At 71.3% G+C, this 23500-nt stretch carries 23 protein-coding genes and 1 tRNA gene; 7 read left to right on the top strand and 17 right to left on the bottom strand.

What is annotated here, in order from left to right; all coding sequences use genetic code 11:
* The coding region (locus tag UWG_RS0119955; protein ID WP_016908971.1) for a response regulator transcription factor at nt 1-864 on the top strand (864 nt) is incomplete at its 5' end.
* A 409-nt stretch (nt 865-1273) separates the two neighbouring features.
* On the opposite strand, the gene UWG_RS0119950 is transcribed toward UWG_RS0119955, so the two are convergent.
* Nucleotides 1274-2029 (bottom strand): SDR family NAD(P)-dependent oxidoreductase, encoded by a 756-nt coding sequence (locus tag UWG_RS0119950; RefSeq protein WP_016908970.1) that lies wholly within the window; start codon nt 2027-2029, stop codon nt 1274-1276.
* Nucleotides 2030-2106: 77 nt separating this feature from the next.
* A complete protein-coding gene (locus tag UWG_RS0119945) occupies nt 2107-2616 on the bottom strand; it encodes a MarR family winged helix-turn-helix transcriptional regulator (protein ID WP_016908969.1) in 510 nt (169 codons plus the stop codon).
* Between the two features lie 72 nt (nt 2617-2688).
* On the opposite strand from UWG_RS0119945, the gene UWG_RS0119940 reads away from it, so the two are divergent.
* A complete protein-coding gene (locus tag UWG_RS0119940) occupies nt 2689-3507 on the top strand; it encodes a trans-aconitate 2-methyltransferase (RefSeq protein WP_016908968.1) in 819 nt (272 codons plus the stop codon).
* A 100-nt stretch (nt 3508-3607) separates the two neighbouring features.
* On the opposite strand, the gene UWG_RS0119935 is transcribed toward UWG_RS0119940, so the two are convergent.
* Complete coding sequence (locus tag UWG_RS0119935; protein WP_029391607.1) at nt 3608-4264, bottom strand: class I SAM-dependent methyltransferase; 657 nt, start codon at nt 4262-4264, stop codon at nt 3608-3610.
* Nucleotides 4265-4336: 72 nt separating this feature from the next.
* Complete coding sequence (locus UWG_RS0119930) at nt 4337-4837, bottom strand: hypothetical protein (protein WP_016908966.1); 501 nt, start codon at nt 4835-4837, stop codon at nt 4337-4339.
* Nucleotides 4838-5526: 689 nt separating this feature from the next.
* Here UWG_RS0119930 and UWG_RS32275 point away from each other — a divergent pair.
* Both UWG_RS32275 and UWG_RS34295 read left to right on the top strand, forming a co-directional pair.
* Nucleotides 5527-6759, top strand: a complete 1233-nt coding sequence (locus UWG_RS32275) for a helix-turn-helix transcriptional regulator (protein ID WP_078495690.1) — start codon at nt 5527-5529, stop codon at nt 6757-6759.
* Between the two features lie 152 nt (nt 6760-6911).
* Nucleotides 6912-7013 carry a DUF397 domain-containing protein gene (locus UWG_RS34295; protein ID WP_016908965.1) on the top strand — a complete coding sequence of 34 codons (102 nt, stop codon included), beginning with the start codon at nt 6912-6914 and terminating at the stop codon, nt 7011-7013.
* A 3-nt stretch (nt 7014-7016) separates the two neighbouring features.
* Here the strand turns inward: UWG_RS34295 and UWG_RS0119920 are convergent, their stop codons facing one another.
* The 3 genes from UWG_RS0119920 to UWG_RS0119910 all read right to left on the bottom strand — a co-directional run bounded on the left by UWG_RS0119920 (nt 7017) and on the right by UWG_RS0119910 (nt 9531).
* On the bottom strand, nt 7017-7649 hold the full coding sequence (locus UWG_RS0119920) for a Uma2 family endonuclease (protein ID WP_016908964.1): 633 nt from the start codon (nt 7647-7649) through the stop codon (nt 7017-7019).
* A gap of 119 nt (nt 7650-7768) precedes the next feature.
* Nucleotides 7769-8452, bottom strand: a complete 684-nt coding sequence (locus UWG_RS0119915; protein WP_157838578.1) for a TetR family transcriptional regulator — start codon at nt 8450-8452, stop codon at nt 7769-7771.
* Between the two features lie 71 nt (nt 8453-8523).
* Nucleotides 8524-9531, bottom strand: coding sequence for an acyl-CoA desaturase (locus UWG_RS0119910; protein ID WP_016908962.1), 1008 nt, complete (start codon nt 9529-9531; stop codon nt 8524-8526).
* A gap of 247 nt (nt 9532-9778) precedes the next feature.
* Between UWG_RS0119910 and ppc the strand changes: the two genes are divergently transcribed.
* Entirely contained in the window at nt 9779-12550 is a 2772-nt protein-coding gene (gene ppc, locus UWG_RS0119905) for a phosphoenolpyruvate carboxylase (RefSeq protein ID WP_016908961.1), read from the top strand.
* A 48-nt stretch (nt 12551-12598) separates the two neighbouring features.
* On the opposite strand, the gene UWG_RS0119900 is transcribed toward ppc, so the two are convergent.
* The 7 genes from UWG_RS0119900 to UWG_RS0119870 form a co-directional block, all read right to left on the bottom strand.
* Nucleotides 12599-13105 (bottom strand): hypothetical protein, encoded by a 507-nt coding sequence (locus UWG_RS0119900; protein ID WP_016908960.1) that lies wholly within the window; start codon nt 13103-13105, stop codon nt 12599-12601.
* 57 nt (nt 13106-13162) lie between these two features.
* Complete coding sequence (pth, locus tag UWG_RS0119895) at nt 13163-13768, bottom strand: aminoacyl-tRNA hydrolase (RefSeq protein ID WP_016908959.1); 606 nt, start codon at nt 13766-13768, stop codon at nt 13163-13165.
* A gap of 99 nt (nt 13769-13867) precedes the next feature.
* Entirely contained in the window at nt 13868-14458 is a 591-nt protein-coding gene (locus UWG_RS0119890) for a 50S ribosomal protein L25/general stress protein Ctc (RefSeq protein WP_016908958.1), read from the bottom strand.
* 238 nt (nt 14459-14696) lie between these two features.
* Complete coding sequence (locus tag UWG_RS0119885) at nt 14697-15674, bottom strand: ribose-phosphate diphosphokinase (RefSeq protein ID WP_016908957.1); 978 nt, start codon at nt 15672-15674, stop codon at nt 14697-14699.
* Nucleotides 15675-15967: 293 nt separating this feature from the next.
* Nucleotides 15968-17443 carry a bifunctional UDP-N-acetylglucosamine diphosphorylase/glucosamine-1-phosphate N-acetyltransferase GlmU gene (gene glmU, locus UWG_RS0119880; RefSeq protein WP_029391606.1) on the bottom strand — a complete coding sequence of 492 codons (1476 nt, stop codon included), beginning with the start codon at nt 17441-17443 and terminating at the stop codon, nt 15968-15970.
* Nucleotides 17444-17600: 157 nt separating this feature from the next.
* Nucleotides 17601-17671: transfer RNA gene (locus tag UWG_RS0119875), tRNA-Gln, on the bottom strand.
* A gap of 6 nt (nt 17672-17677) precedes the next feature.
* Nucleotides 17678-18592 (bottom strand): hypothetical protein, encoded by a 915-nt coding sequence (locus tag UWG_RS0119870; RefSeq protein WP_016908955.1) that lies wholly within the window; start codon nt 18590-18592, stop codon nt 17678-17680.
* 171 nt (nt 18593-18763) lie between these two features.
* Between UWG_RS0119870 and UWG_RS0119865 the strand changes: the two genes are divergently transcribed.
* Complete coding sequence (locus tag UWG_RS0119865; protein ID WP_016908954.1) at nt 18764-20200, top strand: sensor histidine kinase; 1437 nt, start codon at nt 18764-18766, stop codon at nt 20198-20200.
* Nucleotides 20201-20240: 40 nt separating this feature from the next.
* Here UWG_RS0119865 and UWG_RS0119860 read toward each other — a convergent pair whose 3' ends face one another.
* The 3 genes from UWG_RS0119860 to UWG_RS0119850 all read right to left on the bottom strand — a co-directional run bounded on the left by UWG_RS0119860 (nt 20241) and on the right by UWG_RS0119850 (nt 22375).
* Nucleotides 20241-21245, bottom strand: a complete 1005-nt coding sequence (locus UWG_RS0119860) for a hypothetical protein (protein WP_016908953.1) — start codon at nt 21243-21245, stop codon at nt 20241-20243.
* A 78-nt stretch (nt 21246-21323) separates the two neighbouring features.
* Nucleotides 21324-21812 carry an SUKH-3 domain-containing protein gene (locus UWG_RS0119855; RefSeq protein WP_016908952.1) on the bottom strand — a complete coding sequence of 163 codons (489 nt, stop codon included), beginning with the start codon at nt 21810-21812 and terminating at the stop codon, nt 21324-21326.
* The gene (locus tag UWG_RS0119850; RefSeq protein WP_016908951.1) at nt 21809-22375 is read right to left on the bottom strand and encodes a YwqJ-related putative deaminase; all 567 of its coding nucleotides are present in this window, start codon (nt 22373-22375) and stop codon (nt 21809-21811) included. Before UWG_RS0119850 ends, UWG_RS0119855 begins: the two co-directional genes overlap by 4 nt.
* Nucleotides 22376-22632: 257 nt before the next feature.
* On the opposite strand from UWG_RS0119850, the gene UWG_RS0119845 reads away from it, so the two are divergent.
* Complete coding sequence (locus tag UWG_RS0119845; RefSeq protein WP_016908950.1) at nt 22633-23388, top strand: hypothetical protein; 756 nt, start codon at nt 22633-22635, stop codon at nt 23386-23388.
* Nucleotides 23389-23500 lie beyond the last annotated feature (112 nt).

Genomic DNA, 23500 nt, shown 5'->3' with positions numbered 1-23500 from the left:
GGCAGCGGCCCCGCCGCGCTGCGCCAGTTGGAGCGCGCGGCCACGGAGGGCCGCGGCTTCGACGTGATGCTCGTCGACGCCGACCTCGCGGCGCCGCTCGCTCCACCGTTAGACGGCCACCCCGCGGGCGAGGCCGCCGCCGGGGTGGTGCACCAGACGCCCCACCCGCCGGCTCCGGGACATCCGCCGCACCCGCCGCGTCAGCCGCACCAACGACGCCTGAAGGGGCGCCAGTTGGCGGCCGCGGCGGCGCGGGGAGGCCGCCAGGCCGCCGTTGCGCCGCTCGCCGGCGCACCGGCGCAGGCGAGCGCCCCGCCCGTCGAGCCGGCTCCGCCGCCGCAGCGTGCGCCGGGGGAGCAGCCCGCCGGTGGCGGCATCCCGCTCGTGGCGCGCGTGCGCGGCGACCATCCCCGGCTGCGCACGGTCGTCCTCGCCGAGCGGGACGATCCGCGGCACGCCGCGGCGGCGCTCCAGGCGGGCGCAGGCGGCTGGGTGGCGAAGGACTGCTCCCTGAGCCGCCTGCTCCAGGTGATCCGCGGGGTCCTCAAGGACGAGACGCACCTCCCGCCCGCGCTCCTCACCGGCGTCCTCAAGGAGCTCACCGCTTCCCGCAAGCACCGCACCGAGAGCGAGCAGTTGGTGGAGTCGCTGACGCCGCGCGAGCGGGAGGTGCTGCGGTGCATGGTCGCGGGCCTCGGCCGCAAGGCCGTCGCCGAACGCCTCTACCTCTCCCCGCACACCGTCCGCACCCACATGCAGAACGTCCTCGGCAAGCTCGGCGTCCACTCGACCCTCGCCGCCGTCGCCCTGGCCCGGCGCGCAGGCGTGGGCCCCGCGGAACTGGAGCCGAGCGCGGCGGGGTGAGAGCGGCGGAACTGCCGTGCGGAGTGGGAGACTTGGTGCGGGCGAGGTGAGCGGCTGCGTGCCCGACTGAAGACGGCGTGCTGATCGGCCCGGCGGCCACTGCCGCGCGGCCGGGCACGCCGTCGGCCTCCAGGGCCCCGCACTTCACCCGCAACCGGGTCCTCTTCGCGGCCGCACCCGCGCGGGATCTCGCGGGTGCCCGTTCACGAGTGCCGGGCGGCGGGTTCGTCGCGTGCGGGCCGCGGATCGGGACGTCGCGGGCGGCCTACCGTCCAAGTGGCCTGCTCCGCAGTCCACTTGCGAAAGCCCTACGGGCCGGCCGGGGGCGGCCGCGCACGCACAGGATGCCGACGCAACGCCCTTGCGCGTACCCCAACTCCGGTCGTTCGCCGGCACTTGGCCGCGCCGCTCAGCTCGACCGCTTGTAGACGCTCCAGCCGCCGTCGACGGGCAGACTCGTGCCGGTGATGAAGGACGCGTCGTCGGAGAGCAGGAAGGCGATGGCGGCCGCGACCTCCTCCGGCCTGCCGAACCGTCCGGCGACCGTCGCGTCCGCGGTGATCCGCCGCTCGGCCTCCGTCGAGCCCTCCCAGGCACCCGTGCCGACCGGCCCCGGAAGTACCGTGTTGACGCGCACCGAAGGACCGTATTCCACGGCGAGTTGACGCCCGAGCCCGGTGAGCCCCGCCTTGCTCGCGGCGTACGCGGGCCGCCCGGGGAGGCCGACGAGCGCCTGCACCGACGAGGTGAGCACCACGGCGCCGCGGCGCTCGCGCAGGTCGTCGAGGCAGGCCCGGAGGCCGAGGAAGGCGCCGGTGAGGTTGGTGCCGAGCTGGGCCTCCCAGTCGCCGAGCGAGAGGGAGCCGGCGGCGCCCGGGCGCGTGTCGCCGGCGTTGGAGACGAGGCCGTCGACGGGGCCGAAGCCGGAGCGCGCGGTGGCGACGGCCCTCGTCCACGCGGGCTCGTCCGTGACGTCGCCGAGGACGAAGGCGGCGCGGGCCCCGGACGCCGTCATCTGCCGGGCGGTGCGGCGGCCGTGCTCCTCGTCGGTGTCGAGGAGGACGACGGCCGCGCCCTCGTCGGCGAGGCGGTGCGCGGTGGCCGCACCGATCCCTGCGCCGCCTCCGGTGACGATGATCGTGCGTCCTGCGAACCGTGCGTGCATGGACGGATGTTAGAGGCCGGCGGAAGGCCGATACCACCGCGGGGCGCGCGGGCCTGTGTTCGAGCAGGTGGCGGCGGTCAGACGGCGCCCGGTGGCGGGGTGTTGTCGAAGGGGGCCGTCAACTCCCGCAGGAGGTTGCCGAGTTGCCTGCGCTGCTCGGTGCTGAGCTCGACGAGGATCGCCCGCTCCTGGGCGAGGAGCCCGGCGAGCGCGCTGTCCCCGCGGTCGCGTCCCTCGACGGTGAGCCGCACGAGGACGCCGCGGCGGTCCGACGGGTCGGGGAGGCGCTCGACGAGGCCCTTCTTGGCGAGGCGGTCGATGCGGTTGGTCATCGTGCCGGAGGTGACGAGGGTCTGGGTGAGAAGCTGTCCGGGCGAGAGCTGGTAGGGAGCGCCGGCCCGCCGCAGCGCGGTGAGCACGTCGAACTCCCACGGCTCCAACCCGTGCTCGGTGAAGGCGGTGCGGCGTGCACGGTCCAGGTGGCGTGCGAGCCTGCTGACGCGGCTGAGTACCTCGAGCGGTTCCACGTCGAGGTCCGGGCGCTCCCGGCGCCAGGCTGCCACCAAACGGTCGACCTCGTCCTTCATGGGAGCAGTCTAGTTGTTGTGTCGACGTGAAGTCTCTTGACGTCGAGACACTTTGGCTCGCATGCTGCCCCCATGGAAGCCCCCTCGGACGCAGGCCCTCGCTGGGACCCCCGGCAGTACCTCCGCCACACCGACCACCGCCTCCGTCCCGTCCACGACCTCCTCGCCAGGGTCCCCGACCTCCCCGGCGCCCCGCACCCGCGGATCGCCGACCTCGGCTGCGGACCCGGCGGCCCGACGGCGCCGCTCGTCGCGCGCTGGCCCGGCGCCCACGTCACCGGCTACGACAGCTCCCCCGAGATGCTCGCCGCCGTGCGCACCCATGCCGGGAGCACCTCGGCGGGCGGCACCCTCGACTTCGCAGGCGCCGACCTCGCCGGATGGCACCCCGCCGAACCGTTCGACCTCCTCTTCTCCAACGCCGCCCTCCACTGGGTCCCCGGCCACGCCGCCGCCTTCGCCTCCTGGCTCGACCCGCTCCCGACCGGCGGCGTCCTCGCCTTCCAGGTCCCCGGCAACTTCCACGCACCGAGCCACACGCTCCTGTCCCGACTGCGCAACTCCCCTCGCTGGAAGAGCAAGTTGGGCGAGGACACCGAAGCCCCCGTCCTCGACCCCGGCGGCTACCTCGACGCGCTCACCCGCCTCGGCTGCGCCGTCGACGCCTGGGAGACGACGTACCAGCAACTCCTCCACGGCGAGGACCCCGTCCTCGACTGGGTCAAGGGCACCACCCTCCGCCCCGTCCTCGACCTCCTCGCCGACGACCCCGAGGCCCGGAACGCCTTCCTCGACGAGTACGCGGCAGCGCTCCGCGAGGCGTACCCCGCCCGCCCGTACGGGACGCCGTACCCGTTCCGGCGGATCTTCGTCGTCGCGGTGAAGCGGTGACGGGGTGCCGGGACGCCGGTTCGGGCCCGGTACCTGCGCCGGTTGAGTAGGCAGCCGGGCGGTGTCATGCCCGGCCGGGAGCGCACAGACCACGCCAGGGTCAAAACACCTTCGCTTGCACGACGAGCGTTCCGATGTGCCCGTCGTGCGGAGCCTCGATCACGCGGGCGGACGCGGAGTCGAATCCGGCGCGGAACAGCAGCCGTTCCCAGACCGGGGGACGGAAGCTGTACCGGTAGGTGAACATGGCCTTGCCTCCGAACCCGCCCTTGTACATGCCCTGCGGACCGTACGCCCCGGGGATGGCGGGAGGGTGGGAGAACGCGAACACTCCACCGTCGTTGAGGCATGCCCGTACGAGTGGAAAGAGCCGCCCGGGATCAGCGAACCATGCAGCGCCGAACACCGAATACACCGCGTCGTAAGTGCGTTCGTGGTCAGCGAGGTATTCCACGGCGTTGCCCTGATCGAATGTCGCGCCCGTCGTTGACCACCGCTCGGTCGTCTTCTTGACCATGACCGGGGACAGGTCTACGCCATGCGCCTTCACGCCGCGGCTGGCGAGGTAGGCCAACGCCCGACCCGTGCCGCACCCAATTTCCAGCACTGACGCGGGGTTCCCCAGCAGCTCAGGACCCGGACCGTGCCCGGCATACTGCGTCCAGTTGAAAACCGGTTCCGCGTCCTCTTTGAATGCCGATTCTGCGTAGGTGTTCCAAAGTTCGGTTTCAGCGGCAATGTCATGAGGTACGGGCATGCTGGCCTCTATCGGTGGTCCGGCGGACGGGCGCCCCCACCGTCTCGGTGAAGGCAGGGGCACCGTACCGGTCTAGTGGCTGTCAGGAACCTTGTTGTCACACGGAGAACAGTTCGCCCCGTCGATCGACCAGAGTTCGTCATCGACGTTCCAGCCGTCCGAGCGGAGGAAGTCCGCCGTGCGCAGGCACAAACCGTCACCCCTGCGCTCGACGAACGGTGCATGGTGCCGGTACGTCCCGCCGTTGTACAGGGCGCACATGGCGAAGTAGACCGGGGTGTCAAGAATGAGCTGATGAACCCCGATGTCCACGAGCTTGCCCACACCCAGGTGTACGTCCTTGTGCTTCATGGTTGCGACGGTGTACGCCACAGCCTGACTCATGATCCGCTCAGCCATGTCGCGGACCATGGTGTTGTCCCGGAGGAGTAGCGCCACCTCTCGGTCCCAGATGGACATCCCGCTGTCCAAGACGTTGATGGTGAGGTGTTGGAGGTGAGGCGCAACGTCGTTGAGTAGCGCCTTTGGGTCTCGCCTACGGACCGTCACCGAACTTTCGAGGGTGCTCGTCACCGGTTCTCCTTCTCGTTGAGTCGTTCCGGTCTTCCTGTCGACCGCCCACATGGGGCGCGTTTGTGGACCCCGGCGCCGGGCTGGCCATGGAACGTACCGACCTGTGGCTGCACGGAAACAACAGAATCCAACGCCCTAGTCGGCTCCGCCGTGTTTACGGAATGGCGTCGGGCAGGTCATGTGCTTGGACGCTTCTTGTGTTGCTCCCTTTCGTGGCGGCGAAGAAGCACCACCGCGTCGGTTACGGCTGAAGCGTCGCAATTCCGCCTCCCTGTCAATCTGCCTTTTGAGTTCGTCGCACGTCGGGCAGTTGCTCATGCCGAACGCTTCTCACGTCGAGACTTCGGCATCCGGAGCCCGGACCGCTGGATGGAGGTGCTCCAACGCGTGGTCCGGCACTGCTGGCACCGGCACGGCGGAAACTCCATTGACCCTGGCGGGATGTCAGCCCCTGAGGATGCGTCCTCGATCGACGCTCGTGTATTCCCGCGCATGGCGGCCTGCCTCTCAGGTGGTCCATGCCCCCGAGCCGTTCGCGCGGTCGCGGGGGTGCTTACGTGCTGTGCCAGTCAGCAAACCGGCAGGCGTGGTCGCTGACCACAGCAAAAAGGCCGCAGACCTGCCGCATCCTTGCTGCACTGGCTAGGCTGACCAGGAACGACAGACCCGCATGGAGGAGGATCGGCCTGATGCCCAGCAGGCGACAGAGCTTCACGGAGCGCCGGAAAGCGTGCGGGTTCAATCAAGAGGACTTCGCGGAAGCGGTGGGAGCCGACCGTTCAACCGTGCAGCGATGGGAGAGTGGGAAGAACGATCCGCAGCCGTGGCTGCGCCCCAAGATCGCCAAAGTCCTGGAGATCACATCCGGCCAACTCGAAATGCTCCTCACGCCCGATGCTTACACTTCGCCGCAATCGCCTAGTCCGTGGCTCATGCCTTCTGAGTCGAACAGTGATGACGAGTTCGACGCGTTCGAGTTGGCGCGCCGAGTCTCCGCAAGCGACGTAGGTGGAGAGACTTTGGATCGGCTTGAAACATCTTTTGACGAACTGGCAATGGAATACCCCGTTTCTGCGCCGCAACAGCTTCTTGAGCGGGTGCGTAAGCATTCGGGGTACGTGGCGCACCTTATGGATTCTCGCATGACGCTGCGGGAAAAGCGGCGCCTCCATGTGGTTGGTGGGTGGTTCCAACTGTTGGGCGCGACACTCCATATCGACCTGGGACAAGAGGCCGCAGCAACAGCCCGTTTGGAGACGGCTTCCATGCTGGCGCGGCACGCTGACTGCCCCGAAATCAGAGCGTGGTGCTACGAAACGGATGCTTGGCGTGTGCTGACGGACGGGGATTACAGTCGTGCCGTTGAACTCTCAAAGGCCGCTCAGGAGTTGGCTCCGCCCGGAAGCTCCGTCGCGATCCAATCGACTGCACAAGAGGGAAGGGCACACGCACGGCTGCGAGAGGGGGCGGAGACCTACGCGGCTGTTGACCGAGTGCAGCGCATGTCTGCCGCACTCGTACCTCGGAAGGGCACGGAACATCATTACCAGTACGACCCGGGCAAGTCCCTGGCGTACACGGCTACGACGCTTGCATGGGTCGGGGACCCGGCGGCGGAGACCTATGCGCGCGAAGTCATCGCGCGCCTGTCTCCCGGCGATGACGTGCATAAGTGGCCGCGCCGGGTCGCCTCCGCGAATATCGACTTGGCGCTAACTCTGTTGAGCTCGAATCGCCTTGACGAAGCGTGCCATGCAGCGGAAAAGGCAATACTGTCTGGCCGTATCGTTCCGTCGAATCACTGGCGGGCGTTGGAAGTCGTCAAGGCCGTTGAGCGGAAGCAGCTCCCTGAAGCGTCGGAACTTCGCGAGGCCTATCAGGGCTTGAAAGCGCTCCCAAGCGGTCGCTGGAAAGCCCCGTAGGCAGCCATACGTGGAGCGGACCGGCCGGGAACGTGGACGCTCCTTCTGCGGGGCAGACGGATAAGCGGAAAGGGCGCGGGCGTGGCGGTGTTCCCCCGTGCGTAGGGCGCGAACTTCCTGCCTTGGACGGAGTCCGCCGCGTCGGGTGATGTGTGCCGGTGCGGGACAGCAAGTGGGGAGCGCAGTCCAGGGTGTTGGTCGTGCCGGACGCTGCCTGGGCGGAGTTCACGACGTACCTCCGGAAGGCCGCCTAGCTCTCAAGCCCGCTTGTTCTTCCCGGCGTCGAGGATCTGCGCGACGTCGAGGGAGACCTTTGCGCCGATGGACTCGGGGAGTACGGCCTGCTCTCCGGGGGCGTGGAGGCGGTGGCTCTGGTACTCGCCGTCGGCCGGTTCGGTGAGGATGTGGAGGCGGCCGTGCCTGCGGTCGACGATCGTGTAGACGGGGATGCCGGCGCGTGCGTAGGCCAGTGCCTTGAGCCGCAGGTCGTTGTTGTGGTTCTCGGAGGTCACTTCCAGGACGAGGCGAAACACCCCCGGGTCGGCGCAGTTGCGTGCGGCGACGTGCTCGTCGATGTCGGAGTCCACCACGGCGAGGTCAGGGATGGCGTAGTCCGTGGGCTCCCCGGGCAGCCAGACGCCGATGCCCTGATGCACCTCGGTCTCACCTCCCTCGTCGTCGAGTCCGGCGGCGAAGAAGGGCCGCATGAGCCGGCTCAGGACCCTGGAATGGGGGACGTCCGGGGGCGGTGTCACGGTGAGGATGCCTCCGACGATCTCGGCGCGGTACCCGGGGTGTGCCTCGGCGATGGCGTCGGCGGCCTCGGTGAGCGAGGGCGGGCGCTCGGAGGCGCCGTCGTCGGGCGGGAACTCGACGGGTGCTGCGGACATCGCGGGCCTCCCGGGTACGGTCGAGGACATCATCGTAGGTCGGCGCGGACGGCGAAGGCCCGTCCCGGGACGTGTCACACCTTCGTGTGGTCCGGAACGGGCCGCCGCGCCGCGTGAGTTCAGCTCCGTCTGTGACCTATCAGCCGCGGCTTCTGCTCCAGGCTCTCGAGACCGTGCCAGGCGAGGTTGACGAGATGCGCGGCGACCTCGGACTTCTTCGGCTTGCGGACGTTGAGCCACCACTGGCCCGTCAGCGCGACCATGCCGACGAGCGCCTGGGCGTAGAGCGGCGAGAGCTTCGGGTCGAAGCCGCGCGACTTGAACTCACGGCCGAGGATGTCCTCGACCTGCGTCGCGATGTCGCTGATCAGCGAGGCGAAGGTGCCCGTCGACTGCGCCACGGGCGAGTCCCGCACGAGGATGCGGAACCCGTCGGTGTAGTGGTCGATGTAGTCGAGCAGCGCGAAGGCCGCCTGCTCCAGCAGCTCACGGGGGTGGCCTCCGGTGAGTGCGCCGGTCACCATACCGAGCAGCCGCCGCATCTCCCGATCGACGACGACCGCGTAGAGCCCCTCCTTGCCGCCGAAGTGCTCGTAGACGACCGGCTTGGAGACGCCTGCCTTGTGCGCGATCTCCTCCACCGACGTCCCCTCGAAGCCGCGCTCGGCGAAGAGGGTGCGCCCGATGTCGAGAAGCTGCTCGCGGCGCTCCTTGCCCGTCATCCTGCGGCGGGCCCGCTTCTTCTGCTTGCGGGGGCGGGCCCCCTCGGGGAGCCTCGCCTCGCCCGTCTCGGCGGGGGACACCTCGTCCCCCTCGGCGTCTGCTGCTGTGTCCCCGCCCGTGGGGGAAGGCGTGTCGGTCGGCACAGTCACCATCATGCCGCCTGCGCCGTCTCCTTCCCCCGGCGGGAGCCGGTCTCCTCCTGCCGGCGCGAGTCAATGCGGTTCTTGCGGGGCCAGCGGACGTCGTACGCCCACCCGGCGAGCTCGAACCAGCGGATCAACCGCGCGCTGGAGTCGAGTTGGCCGCGCTCGACGCCGTGCCGCGCGCACGTCGGGTCGGCGTGGTGGAGGTTGTGCCAGGACTCGCCGCACGAGAGGACCGCCAGCCACCAGACGTTCCCCGACCTGTCACGGGAGCGGAAGGGGCGCTTGCCGACAGCGTGGCAGATCGAGTTGATCGACCAGGTGACGTGGTGGAGCAGCGCGACGCGGACGAGCGAGCCCCAGAAGAACGCCGTCAGCGCACCCTGCCACGACCAGGTCGCGAGGCCGCCGACGAGCGGCGGGATCAGCAGCGAGACCGTCGTCCAGAGCACGAACTGCCGGGAGATGCGGCGCAACCCGGGGTCCCTGACGAGGTCGGGCGCGTACTTGTGCTGCGGGGTCTGCTCCTCGTTGAACATCCAGCCGATGTGCGCCCACCACAAGCCCTTGAGCAGCGCGGGGATCGTCTCGCCGTACCGCCACGGGGAGTGCGGATCGCCGTCCGCGTCCGAGTACTTGTGGTGCTTGCGGTGGTCGGCGACCCAGCGCACCAGCGGGCCCTCCACCGCCATCGACCCCATGATCGCCAACGTGATCTTCAACGGGCGCTTCGCCTTGAACGCGCCGTGGGTGAAGTGGCGGTGGAAGCCGATGGTGATGCCGTGGCAGCCCAGGAAGTACATGCCGACGAGCAGGCCGAGGTCGAGCCAGCTGACGCCCCAGCCCCACAGCAGCGGGACCGCGGCCACCAGCGCCACGAACGGCAACGTGATGAAGAGGAGCAGCGCCACCTGCTCCATCGACCGCCGTTGTTCGCCGCCGAGGGTGCCGGCCTCGGTGGTGATCGGTTCGGGTGCTTTCTCGGGCGAATCGAGTACGTCGGGGCTACTGGTCATGAACGTCCCTTGTGGAAGCTGGGCGATTGGCTACGGTTCCGTAACCTACGGCGTCGTAAGTATGGCAGCCCTTCCCCGCGGAAGACGAGGGCCCGAAGGTGGTGCGCCGGGGCGGAGCGAGAGGCGTCCGCGGAGTGGGACGCACCGGGCGTGCCCGTTGCGCCGAGCGCCGGCGGCCTATTCTGTGGAGGCGTCGGACAGCGCGGTCCGGCACCTGCCAGAAGCAACGCTGCAAGGAGCCGCACCTGTGAGCAGTGCCGACAGCAACCAGCCACCCGCCGACCTGGCCCGCACGGAGGAGCCGGCCGCCCCCGCCGAGGCCGGCGCCGAACTCCGCGCCGACATCCGCCGCCTCGGCGACCTCCTCGGCGAGACGCTCGTCCGCCAGGAAGGCGGCGAACTACTCGATCTGGTGGAGCGCGTACGCGCCTTGACGCGCAGCGACGGCGAGGCCGCAGCCGCCCTCCTCGGCGAGACCGACCTGGAGACGGCGACGAAGCTCGTCCGCGCCTTCTCCACCTACTTCCACCTCGCCAACGTCACCGAACAGGTCCACCGCGGACGCGAACTCCGCACCCACCGCGCGGCCGTGGGCGGCCAACTCGCCCGCACCGCCGACCGTCTCAAGGACGCCGACCCGGAGCACCTCGCCGAGACCGCGGCCAACCTCCAGGTACGCCCCGTCTTCACCGCCCACCCCACCGAGGCGGCCCGCCGCTCCGTCCTCACCAAGCTCCGCCGCATCGCCGAACTCCTGGAGAACACCGACCCGAGCGAGCGCCGCCGCACCGACCTGCGCCTCGCCGAGAACGTCGACCTCGTCTGGCAGACCGACGAACTCCGCGTCGCCAGGCCCGAACCGGCCGACGAGTCCCGCAACGCCATCTACTACCTCGACGAGCTCCACAGCGGCGCCGTCGGCGACGTCCTCGAAGACCTCGCCGCCGAACTCGACCGCGCCGGCGCCCCGCTGCCCCCCGGCACCCGCCCCCTCACCTTCGGCACCTGGATCGGCGGCGACCGCGACGGCAACCCCAACGTCACCCCGCAGGTCACCTGGGACGTCCTCCTCCTCCAGCACGAGCACGGCATCACCGACGCGCTCACGCACATCGACGAGCTCCGCGGCGCCCTCTCCAACTCCGTACGCAACAGCGGCGCCACCGACGAACTCCTCGCCTCCCTCGAGAAGGACCTCGTCCGCCTCCCCGAGATCAGCCCCCGCTACAAGCGCCTCAACGCCGAGGAGCCCTACCGCCTCAAGGTCACCTGCATCCGGCAGAAGCTCCTCAACACCCGCGAGCGCCTCGCCGAGGGCACCCCCCACGCGCCCGGACGCGACTACCTCGGCACCGGCGGCCTCCTCGAGGACCTCGCCCTCATCCAGGACTCCCTCCGCCGCCACCGCGGCGGCCTCGTCGCCGACGGACGGCTCGAGCGCGTCCTGCGCACCACCGCCGCATTCGGCCTCCACCTCGCCACGATGGACGTCCGCGAGCACGCCGACGCACACCACCACGCGCTCGGCCAGCTCTTCGACCGCCTCGGCGAGGAGTCCTGGCGGTACGCCGACATGCCCCGCGACTACCGGCAGCGCCTCCTCACCAGGGAACTCCGCTCCCGCCGCCCCCTCTCCCCGAGCCCGGCACCGCTCGACGCGGCGGGCGCCAAGACGCTCGGCGTCTTCGAGACCGTGCGCAAGGCGCTGGAGACCTTCGGGCCCGAGGTGATCGAGTCGTACATCATCTCCATGTGCCAGGGCGCCGACGACGTCTTCGCCGTCGCCGTCCTCGCCCGCGAGGCCGGACTCATCGACCTCCACTCCGGCTGGGCGAAGATCGGCATCGTCCCGCTGCTGGAGACCACGGACGAACTGAGGATCGCCGACGAACTCCTCGACGCGATGCTCTCCGACCCCAGCTACCGCCGCCTCGTCTCCCTCCGCGGCGACCTCCAGGAGGTGATGCTCGGCTACAGCGACTCCTCGAAGTTCGGCGGCATCACCACCAGCCAGTGGGAGATCCACCGCGCCCAACGCCGCCTGCGCGACGTCGCACACCGCCACGGAGTCCGGCTCCGGCTCTTCCACGGCCGCGGCGGCACCGTCGGCCGAGGCGGCGGGCCCACGCACGACGCGATCCTCGCGCAGCCCTGGGGCACCCTCGAAGGCGAGATCAAGGTCACCGAACAGGGCGAGGTCATCTCCGACAAGTACCTCGTCCCCGCGCTCGCCCGCGAGAACCTCGAACTCACCGTCTCCGCAACGCTCCAGGCGTCCGCGCTCCACACGGCGCCCCGCCAGTCGGACGAGGCGCTCGCCCGCTGGGACGCCGCGATGGACACCGTCTCCGACGCGGCACACGCCGCCTACCGCCGGCTCGTCGAGGACCCCGACCTCCCCGCGTACTTCTTCGCCTCCACCCCCGTCGACCAACTCGCCGAACTCCACCTCGGCTCCCGCCCGTCCCGCCGCCCCGACAGCGGCGCCGGGCTCGACGGGCTCCGGGCGATCCCCTGGGTCTTCGGCTGGACGCAGTCCCGGCAGATCGTCCCCGGCTGGTACGGCGTCGGCAGCGGGCTCAAGGCCGCGCGCGAGGCCGGCCTCGACAACATCCTCGAAGAGGCGTACGCGCACTGGCACTTCTTCCAGAACTTCCTCTCCAACGTGGAGATGACGCTCGCCAAGACCGACCTGCGGATCGCAGGACACTACGTCGACACCCTCGTCCCGCCCGAACTGCGGCACGTCTTCACCACGATCACCGAGGAGCACCGGCGCACCGTCGAAGAAGTGCTGCGTATAACGGGAGAGAGCGAACTCCTCGACGCCAACCCGGTGTTGAAGCAGACGCTCCGCATCCGCGACGCCTACCTCGACCCGATCTCCTACCTCCAGGTCTCCCTACTCCACCGCCAGCGGCAAGCAGCCGAGCGCGAGGAGGAACCCGACGAGACGCTCGGGCGCGCACTGCTGCTCACCGTCAACGGCGTCGCCGCCGGCCTGCGCAACACCGGCTGACCCTCGCCGCACCCGTGCGGGCCCGGCAGCCACCGGGCCCGCACGGCGCTAGAACGTCAGCAGCGCCCACGCACCGCCGAGCAGCGCGGCACCCAGCAGCCCCAGCCCGACACCGAGCCGCCGCATCCGCAGGCCGCCGACGACCACGATCGACGCCAGCAACAGCGCACCGCCCAACGGCGCCCAGGAGTACAGGATCCCGCCCGCGTCCGCGCGCACCGCGTGCCGCTCGCCCGGGCGGAGCGCCGCGTCGAACGTCTCGCCGGGCGAGCCCGAGACGGCCTGCCCGAGCGTCACCTCGGCGGGCGTCGAGCCGGTGTCGGCGGAGAAGCGGCCCGTGCACTCGTCGTCACCGCAGTCCGTGACGCGGACGGTGCCGCGCTCCTCGCCCGCCATCGCCGGGTAGGCGCTGCCCCAGGACGACCAGACGCCCGCCACCAGCAGCACCGCGGCGACGACCACCATCAGCAGCGTCTTGGCGAGCAGCAGCATGCCGTAGACGTTCTCACCGAGACGGCGCCTACGGCTGCGTTTGTAGGGGGCACCGGAGCGCATGAGCGGATACTGGCGAGAAACCCGCCACCGGTCAACTGCGGTGCGAGGCTTATCCGTTCAACCGTGGAATGTGCTCTGTGTCCGCTCGAGCCCCGCTGTGACCAGGGATTCGACGGCGTCGGCCGCCCGGTCCACGTGGTAGCCGAGCTCCTTGCGCTCGGCCGCTGAGAAGTCCTTCAGCACGTAGTCGGCGACCTGCATCCGACCGGGCGGCCGGCCGATGCCGAAGCGGACGCGGTAGTAGTCGGAGCCGAGGGACTTGGTGAGCGACTTCAGCCCGTTGTGGCCGTTGTCGCCGCCGCCGCGCTTGAGGCGGAGCGTGCCGTAGTCGATGTCCAGCTCGTCGTGGAGCGCGACGATGCGGTCGAGCGGCAACTTGTAGAAGTCGCGCAGCGCGGTGACCGGGCCGCCCGAGAGGTTCATGTACGACATCGGTTTCGCCAGCACCACCCGCGGCCCGGCGCCGGGCGCCCCGAGCCGCCCCTCCAACACGTGCGCGCGCGTCTTGTGCGTACGGAACCTGCCGCCGATCCGCTCCGCGAGCAGATCGGCGATCATGAAGCCGACGTTGTGCCGGTTGCCCGCGTACCCGGGGCCCGGATTGCCGAGGCCGACGACCAGCCAGGGCGCGTTGTCGGAGGCGCTGCTCGGGGTCGGCGGCATACGAGGTCCTCGGGTCGCGGGCGGCACGGCGCGGGTGCGGCGGTACCGCACCCTCGCGGCCGGCCCCGGCGTGGGGACCGGCCGCTGGGGGAAGGGGAGTTACTCGGCGGCCGAGCCCTCGCCCTCCTCGCCCTCCGGAGCCGGCTCCTCGGCCTGCGCCGCGAGGACGGAGAGGACGGTCTCGTCGCCCTCGATCGTCAGGGAGACGCCCTTGGGCAGCGTGATGTCCTTCGCCTCGACCGAGTCGCCCGCGACGAGACCCTCGACGGAGACGGTGATCGTCTCGGGGATCTGCGTCGCCTCGGCCTCGATCGGGAGCGTGTTGTAGACGTGCTCCAGGATGTGCTGGCCCGGGCCGAGGTCGCCCTCGATGTGCAGCGGCACGTCGACGTTGACCTTCTCGCCGCGCTTCACGGTGAGCAGGTCGACGTGGATGAGGAACGCACGGATCGCCTCGCGCTGCACGGCCTTCGGGATGCAGAGGACACTCTTGCCCTCGATGTCCAGGTCGATCAGGACGTTGGAGTTCTTCAGCGCCATCATCATGTCGTAGCTCGGAATGGCGACGTGGACCGGGTCCGCGCCGTGGCCGTAGAGCACCGCGGGGACCTTCTCCTCGCGGCGCAGGCGGCGGGCCGCGCCCTTGCCGAACTCGTTGCGGACGGTGGCGGTCAGTGTGACGTCGGCCATGCTGCGCTCCTCGCAGTCGTCGGTGTGCTGGCGCCGGGGCGCCGCTCCGCCGGGCCGGGCGACCCCGCGGGCGTCACTCGGTCCGTCCACGACAGACCTGCTACGAAGAGCGCGCGTCGATAACGGATGAGCCGGCCTCCGGGCTTCCCCGGAAGGTGGCGCGGCCTCCCTCGCCGAGCGACGAGGGGAGTCTACTCGGCGAAGGAGGCCGTCGAAAAATCGATCACGCCGGCGTCCGCTACGCCTGCTCCTCGAAGAGGCTGGTCACCGAGCCGTCCTCGAACACCTCGCGTACCGCGCGCGCGATCGTCGGCGCCATCGAGAGCACGGTGATCTTGTCGAGGTCCAACTCCCCGGGCGTCGGCAGGGTGTTGGTGAAGACGAACTCGCTCACCTTCGAGTTCTTCAGCCGGTCGGCCGCCGGGCCCGAGAGGACGCCGTGCGTCGCGGTGACGATGACGTCCTCCGCGCCGTTGGCGAAGAGCGCCTCGGCGGCGGCGCAGATCGTGCCACCGGTGTCGATCATGTCGTCGACGAGGACGCAGACGCGGCCCTTCACGTCACCGACCACCTCGTGCACGGTGACCTTGTTGGCGACGTCCGGATCGCGCCGCTTGTGGACGATGGCGAGCGGCGCCCCGAGACGGTCGGCCCAGCGGTCGGCGACCCGCACGCGGCCCGCGTCGGGGGAGACGACCGTCAGCTTGTCGCCGCCGACCTTGCTCGCCACGTAGTCGGCGAGGAGCGGCAGCGCGAAGAGGTGGTCGACCGGACCGTCGAAGAAGCCCTGGATCTGATCGGTGTGTAGGTCAACGGTGAGGATGCGGTCGGCGCCCGCCTTGCGGAAGAGGTCCGCCATGAGCCGCGCCGAGATCGGCTCGCGGCCGCGGTGCTTCTTGTCCTGCCGCGCGTACCCGTAGAAGGGGACGATCACGGTGATCGACCGCGCCGACGCCCGCTTCAACGCGTCGATCATGATCAGCTGTTCCATGATCCACTTGTTGATCGGCGCCGTGTGGCTCTGCATGAGGAAGCAGTCGGCGCCCCTGGCCGACTCCTGGAAGCGGATGTAGATCTCGCCGTTCGCGAAGTCGAAAGCCTTGGTCGGGACCACGCCGATGCCCAACTGCTCCGCTACTTCCTCCGCCAGCTCGGGGTGAGCGCGGCCGGAGAAGAGCATCAGCTTCTTCTCGCCGGTCGTTTTGATCCCGGTCACGAAGTGTCTCCTTGTTCCCTGCGTACTGCGTACCTGAGTACCTGCGTACGCGCGCTGCCGCACCTCGCGGCGGCTCACCGGCTACGCGCGCCCAATCAGGCGGAGGACGGGTCGCCTCGCCTACCTCGCTCACGGACGTCAACCGGACATCGACCGGGAACAGTGCACACAGCGCGCACGGTGCCTGCGTCTACCCGCACGCACCGTGCGTATGCCCTGGTCCGCTCCAGGCTGCTCATGCATCGCGTGGGCCCCTCAACCGTACGCCCGGCACCGACCGGCCGAGCACCCGGTCAGGCGCCCGAACCGCCCTCGCCCGACGTCCGGTCCGCACCGTCCGCCGCCGCCTCCGCGGCACGCGCGGCGGCGCTCCCCGGACGCTTCCTGGCCACCCAACCAGCGATATTGCGCTGCTGGCCGCGGGCGACGGCGAGCGATCCCGGCGGCACGTCCTTGGTCACGACGGAACCGGCGGCCGTGTAGGCACCGTCCCCGACCGTGACAGGTGCCACAAACATGTTGTCCGCACCGGTCCTGCAGTGCGAGCCGATCGTCGTCCTGTGCTTGTGCACACCGTCGTAGTTGACGAAGACGCTCGCGGCACCGATGTTGCTCTGCTCGCCGATCACCGCGTCGCCGACGTAGGAGAGGTGCGGCACCTTCGTGCCCTCGCCGAGCTCCGCGTTCTTCATCTCCACGAAGCTCCCCGCCTTCACCCCCGCGCCGAGCCTCGTCCCGGGCCGCAGGTACGTGTACGGGCCGACCTTCGCACCCGCGCCGATCTCCGCGCCCTCGGCCACGGTGTTGTCCACCCGCGCACCGGCGCCGACGACGGTGTCCGTCAGCCGCGAGTGCGGGCCGACCTCGCTGCCGGCGCCGAGATGGGTGGCGCCCTCGAGCTGCGTCCCCGGCTGCACGACCGCGTCCGGCTCGTACGTCACCGCGGTGTCCAACCACGTCGTCGCCGGATCGACGACGGTGACGCCGGCGAGCATCGCCTCCTCCAGGAGGCGCTCGTTGAGCGTGCGGCGGGCCTGCGCCAACTGCACGCGGTTGTTGATGCCGGCGATCTCCCGGTGGTCGGCCGCGACGGCGGCGCCCACCCGGTGCCCCGCCTCCCGCAGGATGCCGAGGACGTCGGTGAGGTACTCCTCGCCCTGGCTGTTGTCGCGGCGCACCTTGCCGAGCGCGTCGGCGAGGAGGCGTCCTTCGAAGGCGAAGACACCGGAGTTGATCTCGCGGATCGCCCGCTGCTCGGCCGTCGCGTCCTTGTGCTCGACGATCTCCAACACCGCGCCGTCCGCGGCGCGTACGAGGCGGCCGTACCCGGTGGCGTCGGGGACCTCGGCGCTGAGCACGGTGACCGCGTTGCCCTCGGACTCGTGCACCTCGGAGAGGTGCCGCAGCGTCGCGCCGGTGAGCAGGGGGGTGTCCCCGCACGTCACGATCGTCGTGCCCTCGACGACGACGCCGTGCTGCGCCAGCTCCTCGAGCGCGACCCGCACCGCGTGCCCCGTGCCGTTCTGCTGCTCCTGGACCGCGGTGTGCGCCTGTTCGTCGATCTCGGCGAGGTGCGCGGCGACTTGCTCGCGCGCGTGCCCGACGACCACGACGAGGTGGCCGGGGTCGAGGCTGCGGGAGGCGCCGACCACGTGGCCGACGAGGGACGTGCCGCACAGGGAGTGCAGGACCTTGGGGGTGGCCGACTTCATGCGGGTGCCCTCACCCGCTGCGAGAACGACGACGGCTGCCGGGCGATTGGCGCTCACGAGGGTGCCCTTCGGCTTCGGGTGGGATGACATGCCGCAGGATACCGGGGGGTCGGGGAGCGGGTGCGGGTGGCGCGGGGAGTGGGGGGCGTGGTGGGGACGGATGCGCGGCGGGCCGGCGTCGACGACGCCGGCCCGTTCAGTAGCGCGCGGTGAGCTCCCGGGGAAGGATTCGAACCCTCATCAACAGGACCAAAACCTGTGGACTTGCCCTTAGTCGACCCGGGATTGCCCTTATGTCCGATTTGCCTTCTCGGCGCCTCGGGCACCCCATACTATGCCCCACCACCAGCCTTCGATGCGACGGTACAGATCCGCTCCCTGGAGGACTTTGATCACCAGGCAGCCCCGGTATCCCTCGGCGGTGTTCCGACGCACCGTCTTGGGGTTGTGCTTCTTGAGGGACGTCTTGTGGAAGGCGGAGCGGTCGGCGCCCACGAGTTCGGCCCAGTAGTCCTCGGCCGCTGCCACGTCGGCGGACTCGTGGATCATGACGCAGAACCGGAGATGCTCCCGGGGCACACCGAGCAGGTGCAGCCAGGAGAGATAAAGCCTGATCATCTCCGGATCGCTGTTGACGAAGGTGACCTTCTCCCTCCGTGCGTACGGTTTGCTCTTCGACCCCTCGGCCCAGTACAGCCCCACCCCGACGAGGAAGAGCTCCCGGTCGGTCAGCTCGCCGATCTCGGCGGTCGCCTCCCGCGTGGTGCGGCGGCGCTCCTCCTCGCGGCGGGCCGACTCGAACTCCCAGCGCTTCCGGGAGGCGAGGTGCGCCTGTTCCGACGGGGTGCGGGACGGGGCGGGGCGGGGCAGGTCGCGGACCCACAGGGATATGGAGCTCTTCGAGACGCCGAGTTCGAGTTGGATGCGGTCGTACGTCCAGCCCTGGGCGCGCAATCGGCGTGCGCGGGCGCGGAGTTCGTCCTTGGCGCGCGGGCGGCGGGTCCACTCGGGAGGGGGCTCGCCGGTGAGGAGCCGGTTGAGGAGGTCGTTGTTGCGTACGCCGAGTTCGTCGCGGATGCGGCGGCGGCTCAGCCCGGCGCGGCGCAGGCGGACGGCCTCGGTGCGCAGGTGCTCGTAGGTGGTGGCCCCCGTGCGCAGGCCGCCGGTGTCGTCGCGCGCGGAGGCGGGTTCGGTGGGTGACGTCATGGGTCCAGCGTCGTCGCGCCGGGACTGCGCCCGCCGGGTCGTTTCAACGGTTCGGGTGGGATCGGTCCGTTCTGCTCCCGAAGTCGGCTGTCCTGGTATAGAGGCGTGCGGAACGGGACGTTCCCGGGCTCACCGGGGAAAGGCGTGACCGGCGGTCGTACGCTGGGCGCCATGACCGAGTCGGGGGAGACGGAGAGCCGCGTCCGCGCAGGGCCCGGGGAGCAGGAGCGCAGGGGACCGCCGTGGTGGCGGTGGACGTACTGGTGGCAACGGCCGCGCAGCGCCGCGCTCGACGTGCTGCTCGCGGTCGTCTCCGCGATGGAGAGCGCGGTGCGCGGCGTCGGCTTCGCGCATGAGACGGGGGTGCCCGTCGCCCTCTCCGTGGCGTTGGGGGCGCTCGCGGGGGCGGTGCTGCTGGTGCGCAGGCGGTGGCCGATCGTCGTGGTGCTGGTGGGGATCGCGGTGCTGCCGGCGCAGACCGGTTTCGTCCTCGGCGTCGTCGGCCTCTACACGCTCGCCGCCTCGGCCGTGCCGCGGCGGATCATCGCGCTGCTCGCGGGGATGGGCGCGGCGGGGACGCTGTTGATCACGCTGATCCAGATGGACCGCTCCATCGGCCGGGAGGCCGACTTCAATCCGGACGGTTGGTTCGTACCGCTCGTCGCCGTGCTGATGTCGGTGGGCGTGACGGCGCCGCCGCTCCTCCTCGGCCTCTACGTCGGCGCCCGCCGGCGGCTCGTCGTCTCGCTGCGGGAGCGTGCGGACGGTCTGGAGCGGGAGTTGTCGCTCCTCGCCGACCGTGCGGAGGAGCGCGCCGAGTGGGCGCGGAGCGAGGAGCGGACGCGGATCGCGCGCGAGATGCACGACGTCGTGGCGCACCGGGTGAGCCTCATGGTGGTGCACGCGGCGGCGCTCAAGGCGGTGGCGTCGAAGGACCCGGAGAAGGCGGCGAAGAACGCGGCGCTCGTCGGCGACATGGGGCGGCAGGCCCTCGACGAGTTGCGGACCATGCTCGGTGTCCTGCGCTCGGGCGAGGCGGTCGAGGAGAAGGCGGAAGTGCCCTCGCGGCTCGCGGAGTTCGCGGCGGCGGCGAGGGGACCGGGGGCGGCGGAGGCGCCTGGCGAGGACGTCCCCGCGCCGGCGCAGGTCGTCGCGAACGTCGGTGCGGGCGGTGCGGCGACGGCGGTGCGCGGGGCGGCGGACGCCGGGACGGTGCCCTTGCTCGCCGAGTTGGACGCGCTCGTCGGGCAGTCGCGCGCGGCCGGGATCGCGGTGGAGCTGTCGGTCGAGGGGGAGGCGCGGGTGTATCCGGCGGCCGTGGAGCGGACGGCGTTCCGTGTGGTGCAGGAGGCGCTGACCAACGTGCACAAGCACGCGGCGGGTGCGCCGACGCGGGTGCGGCTCGCGCACCGCGAGGACGAGGTGGCTCTCCAGGTGGAGAACGACCCGGCGCCGGCGGAGGGGGCGGCGGACGCGGGGTTGCCGAGCGGCGGCAACGGGCTCGTGGGGATGCGGGAGCGCGTGGTGGCGCTCGGGGGCGGCTTCGTCTCCGGGCCGACGGATGCGGGGGGCTTCCGGGTGTCGGCGATCATTCCGCACGGGCGCTGAGCGGCGTCCGCTCGTCAACGGGCCGCGGCAGGCCCGGTTCTCACTTCCGGCCGCACGCGCGGCAGCCGTCGGCGCGCTCCGGGTCGAAGCGGCGCCCGCAGGAGCAGCGCGGCCATCCCAGGCAGGCGGGGCAGTACGGGTACGGGTCGGCGACGGGGAGGCCGCAGGCGCCGTCGCGGCCTTCGCACTCGCGGAAGGGGGGTGCGTCGGCGAGCGCTTCGGAGAGGGGGCGGTCGGCGACTTTGCGCGGGTCGCCCTCGGAGGGCTCGTCGTGTTCCTCGTCGTCGTGCTCGGGGGTCGCGCGGAGGAGGCGACCGCCGCGGCAGACGGGGCAGGGGCGGTCGTCCTCGTCCGGCCTGCCGGGGTCGGCGCGGTGCCAGCCGTCCTCGCAGCGGCCGTTGCAGGGGGTGGGGGCGAGGAGCCGGGTGAGGACGGTGTCGGGGCGGTGCTCTTCGTCGGGTTCTTCGGCGCGGAGCGGGCGGTGTGCCCAACTCGTCCACCAGCGGCGGCCGATGCGGTTGATCAGTTCCGCGGGGGTGCGGGTGCGCAGTTCGGCGTGGAGGACGTCGAGCGCGGTGGGTGGCAGGGCGCCGCCGCAGGCGCGGAGGAGCGGTTCGGGGAGGGCGGCGAGGACGGTGCGGGCCGGGTCGCGGGGCGCGCGGCAGGCGTCGCACTGTTCGCGGGTCGAGGAGCGGGGAAAGTAGGTCTTGGCCCACTTGCTGCGGTCGCTCCGGCCTTCGGGCGCGACGGTGACGAGTTCGTCGGCGGGTGCGGGGCGCCGAGGGAGCGGGGCGCGGCAGGTGCGGCAGCGTCCGCGGCAGGTGCGGCAGGCGGTGCCTTCGGGGGTGGGTGCGTGGCAGTCGGGGCACTCGCGGCGGCAGGGGGCGCACAGGTGGTCGTCGGGGTGCGGGGCGGCGAGGAGGCGCTGTTGGCAGCGGGCGCAGAGCTGGTGGTTGTGGCGTTCTTCGTGGGTGGGGAGTACGGGGTGGTCGGGGCAGAGGTCGCAGCGGACGGTCGGCAGGTCGGCGCGGCGTGAGGTGAGCATGCCGGCTCCCGGGGTTCGACTACGGACGACTCCCCGCAGGCTAGCGGCCGTTGGCCGGGTCCGGCGGGGCGGCCGGGGTCAGAGGGTGGCGGTGAGACGGGCCGGGCGGTGGCCGAGGAGGAGCGCGGTGAGTGCCTCGTCGAAGCGGGGTCCGAGGTACCAGTCGCCCGTGGCGTCCACGCCGTAGGTGTGTCCCGCGGCGTCGACGACGAGCAGCGCTTCCCCTTCCGTCTCGGTGCCGATGGGGCAGACCTCGGTTCCGAGCGCGCGGCCGAGGTCGCTGAGGGTGCGTGCGGCGTGGAGGCAGGGCAGCGGGTCGACGGTGACGGCGGTCGGGGCGAGGTCGCGGCCCTGCGTGGTCGGCGCGATGTGCAACGGGCCGAACTCCGCCCAGACTTCGACGGCGGAGGGGAGGACGGCGTGCCGGTGGCCGCCGGGCGAGGTGTGGGCGCGGAGTGTGTCGGCCCACTCCTCCGCGTGGCGGATCTCCCAACGTCCGGGCTCCCAACCGGAGTCGGCGAGCGCGGCGGCGACGGGTGCGGGGAAGCGCTCCGTTGCGGGGGTCACGGCGTGGGCTCCGTCGGGGCGTCGGTTCCGGTGCCGGTCTCGGGGGCGACGAGGGCGATGCCGAAGTGGTCGAGGAGGGCGGTGCAGGAGCGGCAGGGGGGCGCGTAGCTGCCGTGGAGGGGGTCGCCGTCCTCGCGGATGCGGCGGGTGGTGAGGCGGGAGCGGCGCAGGGCCTTGCGGGCTTCGCCGTGGCTGAGCGGCTTCGTCTGGCGTGGCTTGCGTCCGCTGCGGCGGGTGCGTTTCGCCTCGCGTGCCTCCTCGGTCGCGTGGAGGAAGCGGGAGAGGAGGACGGTTTCGGCGCAGCGGCCGGTGTGGCGGGTGCGCTGTGCGGGGGCGAGTTCGTCGAGGAACCGGCTGACGAGCGGGTGGAGCGGGGGCGGTTGGTCGCCCTTGGCGCCGGTGCAGGTGAGGGTGGTCCCGTCGACGTGGAGCGCGGCGGCGACGGCGGGGAGGAGGGCGTCGCGGCGGTGGCGGAGCGCGGGTGCGTCCGCCTGGTCCTGCGGGGCGGGGTGGGGCGGGGTGTGCTCGGCCTCGTTGGTCTGCGGTGGTGGTGCGGTGTGCATGGTGGTGCGTTCCTCCCGTGCGTCCCTCGCGTTCGGGGACCGGCGCCAAGTATGCCGTGTGCGGCTGCGCAAGGGGTGACGCCCCGGCTTGTCGCGGTTCTGTGACGGTTTCCCGGCGGGGGAGGGTTCGGGGGTGGTGGGACGGTCGTGGGCAGGTCAACATCGTGGGCCGGAAGGATGGACGGGGGCGGACCGGCCAGGGCCGAGGCGTCTTTTCTCGCCTGTGTGCGGCCCTTCGGAAGACGGGAGTTCAGCAGATGCGCACCACCACCTCGAGGCGTGCGGCGGTCGCGGCCGTGCTCGTGCCGGCCGTCGCGCTTTCCCTCGCCGCCTGTTCGAGCGGGGACGACGGCGGGTCCGGGGCGTCCTCCGGTGGCTCCTCGCAAGAGGAGGGGGAGTCCGGCGGCGGCGAGGCGTCCGGGAAGCCGCTCACCGCCGGGGAGTTGAAGTCGGCGCTGCTGAAGAGCGGGGAGGCGGACGGCTACCGGGTGCGGTACCAGAAGGACGGCGGGCTGCTCGACACCGACGCCGTGCAGGTGAACCGCAGGGAGTGCCAGCCGGTCGTCGATCTCTTCGGCCCGGAGCCGGCGCACGCGCGTGCCGCGTACGCGACTGCCGCGCTGGCCGAGAGCGGGGTGGGCACGGGCGGCGCGTTCCAGCAGGTGGTTCTCTCCTCGTACGAGGAGCGGGACGGCGCGGCGAAGACCTTCGGCGGTCTGCGTACGGCGGTGGAGGAGTGCGACGGCTTCGTCGGCAGCCAGGGCGGTGCCGAGGAGGAGCAGGTGACGGTCGAGGCGGACGACTCGGCCGATGTCGGCATGGACGCGGTGCGGTTCACGATGCGTCCGAAGTCGAGCAAGGTGGGGGCCGCGATGTCGGTCACGGTGGTGCGCACTGCGGGGAGCACGGCGACGTTCGCGTCGATGGCCTTGGAGGGTGAGAAGGCGAAGCCGATGGAGGGTGTGGTGGTGAAGGAGCAGCACCGGAAGCTGGAGGCCGCTGAGAAGGGGTGAAGCGGGTGGCGCGTGCGTCGGCGGTTCGGCGGCGGGTTGGTCAACGGTCGCTTGTGGCCTGTTTCTTGGCGGCGCACCGTCCGCGGCCTCGGGTGGCTCGGCCCCGCAGGCG

Origin of the sequence: Streptomyces xiaopingdaonensis, assembly GCF_000262345.1 — a bacterium.
In the GTDB taxonomy this organism is placed as follows: Bacteria; Actinomycetota; Actinomycetes; order Streptomycetales; family Streptomycetaceae; genus Streptomyces; species Streptomyces xiaopingdaonensis.
This window is presented reverse-complemented; position numbering and strand designations above follow the sequence as displayed.